The 3310-nt window shown below is 34.8% G+C and carries 2 protein-coding genes and 1 pseudogene; 1 reads left to right on the forward strand and 2 read right to left on the reverse strand.

The window, feature by feature from the left end:
- Positions 1-115: 115 nt before the first annotated feature.
- Positions 116-880 (forward strand): alpha/beta fold hydrolase, encoded by a 765-nt coding sequence (locus tag AC1DTM_RS20865; protein WP_002141349.1) that lies wholly within the window; start codon positions 116-118, stop codon positions 878-880.
- 166 nt (positions 881-1046) lie between these two features.
- Here AC1DTM_RS20865 and entFM read toward each other — a convergent pair whose 3' ends face one another.
- Both entFM and AC1DTM_RS20875 read right to left on the reverse strand, forming a co-directional pair.
- Positions 1047-2327, reverse strand: coding sequence for an enterotoxin EntFM (gene entFM, locus AC1DTM_RS20870; protein ID WP_477000779.1), 1281 nt, complete (start codon positions 2325-2327; stop codon positions 1047-1049).
- 813 nt (positions 2328-3140) lie between these two features.
- A pseudogene (locus tag AC1DTM_RS20875) lies at positions 3141-3310 on the reverse strand (nitroreductase family protein); the annotation flags it as partial.

Here is a 3310-nt window from a genome sequence, read left to right on the forward strand (position 1 = left end):
TACAAGTGTAAATATCTGATATTATTACCTGTTACTTATTATTATTCTATGTGAATTATAGATAACTAATTTAAAATACTATATAAATCTCCAGTTATTGAAAGGAGTATCCTTTTTGCAAACAAATACACATTCCGAAAAGGAAACAATCATTTTTATTCACGGATTAGTTGGAAATCGCCGCGCCTTCAAAAAAGAGCATAAACGATTTTCTGCATCCTACAACATTATAACTTATGACTTATTAGGTCACGGCGACGATAAAGGAGAAGCTATCGACTTTTCAATACAGCGCCTCGTAGATCAATTATTGAATTTGTATGAAAAAGAGGGAATTAAAAAGGCTCATATTTGTGCCCTAAGCTATGGCTGTTATATCTCTACGACATTTGCACAAATGCATCCAGAAAAAGTATTGAGCATTTGTCATATTGGTGGACATTATAATAACCCTTCCCGTTTATATAATGTTTTTCAGAATTTTTGGGAAAAACGTGGTGATGAATATTCATCTTGGCTTTCTCAGTATGCTAGTACTATTTTTCCAAGTGGAATACTAAGGGCAAATCCGTTCGCTGTTATTTCACGAAATATTTATTACCGTTTCGGATTACAATTACACTCGTCCATTATTGCTGAGTCATTACGACACCGCTTAGAATTCGACTTGAAATCTAAATTAAAAGCACTTCCCCATCCTATATTATGGGTGATGGGAGAACATGATCATCTCTATAAATCTTGTCTCTTTGATTTGAAGTCCATTCTTCCGAACGTTTTATATAAAGAAATTCCATTAGCAGGTCATGCAGCAAACTTATTCCGTCCAAACTATTTTCATGATTTATATGCTAAGTTTTTGCATGGAAAATTGACATAAAGTGAAACTTTAATCAGCGGAGGTTGTCCCTCCCCCGCTGATTATTATCCCGCAAATAACGGGATAAATACTACTATACTGACAGTTTATCCAACTATGAAAAAGGCTTCCCAAGTTTCCCTGGAAAGCCTTTTCTCTATACGAAAAGTATATAAAATACTTTTTCTTAGTATGCTTTTGTGTAACCTAATAGGTGCTTACTCCAGTAAGAGTTGCTTACAGAGCTAATGCGTACACCAGTTGTGTCAGTTTCTGCACTGATGAACTGTCCATTACCTAAGTAAACGCCCATGTGAGAAGGACCTGATTTATAAGTATTTTGGAAGTATACTAAATCACCTGGTTGTGGATTGCTAGTTTTTGTTTTAGAGCTCCAGTATCCAGCAACTGTTTGACGAGCGCCGTTATGACCAGTTTGATTTAATACGTAGTGAATGAATCCACTGCAGTCAAAACCAGCAGGTGTTGTACCAGCAGTTCTGTATGGTGAACCATTTAAAGATCTTGCGAATCCAGCGATTGAAGATGTGTCTCCACCTGTTGGTGCTGTTGGTTTTTGTACTTGATTCGTACCTTGGTTACCACCAGTAACTACATTGTTCACTCCGCCTTTTACAAACTTCACAAAGTCTGCACTTACGTAACCTGTGCGGCCGTTATGGTTAATTTTATACCAACCATTTTCAGCACCAGTAACGTTTAATACTGAACCGTTTGTTACCCCACCAATTACAGGGTTATATGTAGCTGGACCTGTACGTACTTTTAAAGCTCCTGTATTAACAACATATGAACCACCAGTTTGAACTGTAGTAGTAGTGTTATTGTTGTTTGTAGTTGGTTGCTGTGTTTCGTTAGATACAGCAGAACCACCTTTTGTTACGAAGTCTTTGCTTACGTATCCAGTTCCACCATTGAAGTTAATTTTAAACCAATCTTGAACTTCACCTACAACTTGAACTGTTTTCCCTTTGTTTACAGAACCTAAAACAGTATGAGATGCACTTGGGCCTGTACGTATGTTTAGTGAAGAAACGTTTACTGTGTAAGTACCTGTTCCTTGTTGAACAGTAGTTCCTTTATTGCCACCAGTTGTTACGAAGTCCCCACTTACATAACCTGTTTGACCATTTACACTAACTTTGAACCAACCGTTTTCTTGTCCAATTACTTGAAGTGCTTGACCTGCTTTTACTTTAGAAATAACGTTATGTCCTGTACCAGCACCTGAACGTACATTTAATACATCAGCTGTTACTGTGTATTTTAATTCAGAAGTTGTTTCTACCTTTTTTGTTTCAGTTACAGTCGTTTGAGTTTGTGTTTGAGTTTGTCCATTAATTTCTTTTAGCGCATCATTTGAAACTTGTGCATGAGCAGAATCCATTCCTGGAACTGCTACGCCTACTACAGATGCTGCTGCTAAACCTGCGATTACTTTTTTCATAAGTTGTCTTTACTTCCTTTCCCTACTATCCTCTTGAGAAAAACTATAAACTTAGTACTTTACAATATTATCAAAGTAAAATATTCATCTAGTTCCATTTTTTAGCAAGAGTTTTATTTTTCACACGTCGTTCATTTTAAACGATTGAGGTGACTTCCGTGTGAACTTCATGTGAACTTTACCATTAAACTGTGTGTTTTTGCAACGATTTTTTCGAATTTCTTATGTATCACATGAAAATTTAACATCTCATTCGTTATCCTAATATAGAATTCACACTTTCTATCTAACATAAAAATTCGATTAATCTAATACAAAACACAATATTATTTTCTAGAAAGTTCTTTTTCATGAGGCACACTCTTATCATGACAAAAAACACTTTATTTATCAATAGTATAATATTTTAAAAAAATGAATTCTCTATACTATGTATGATTTTAAACAAAGTGATGATTTGTAAGATTCCCCCCCCCCACTCGAGAGCATTCCCATTCCAAAAACACCATTGACTATTTTGTTTCCCTGCTAAATATGGAATTATTAGGGTTTTATTGATAGAATATGTATAATCACATGAAAAGAGGAGTTGCATTCGTGGAAAAAATAATAGACGATCACATAAATAATAATATCGAACTTTACTATGCTCTTACTCACCTATTATCGTTTACAACATTAAAAAAGGTAACAATCATTGAAACAAAGAAAAACGAACTAAAAGAGCAAATGAAAATAATTCAGTACAAAAAACCATACCACGTATAAAAAGGTGAACAGATTTTATCTCTGTTCACCTTTTATTTTTTTATTTTATTTGTAAATTTTCACACGAGCTTCTAATGGCTGATATTCTTTATCTCCTGCAGAAACTACTGGTTTACCAAATGGCATTTGCGCAGTTAACTTCCAGTTTCCAGGTACATCCCATTCTTTCCTTACTTCTTCATCAATCAACGGATTATAATGCTGTAGTGTAGCAC

This window comes from Bacillus sp. P4_D3 (assembly GCF_056401855.1).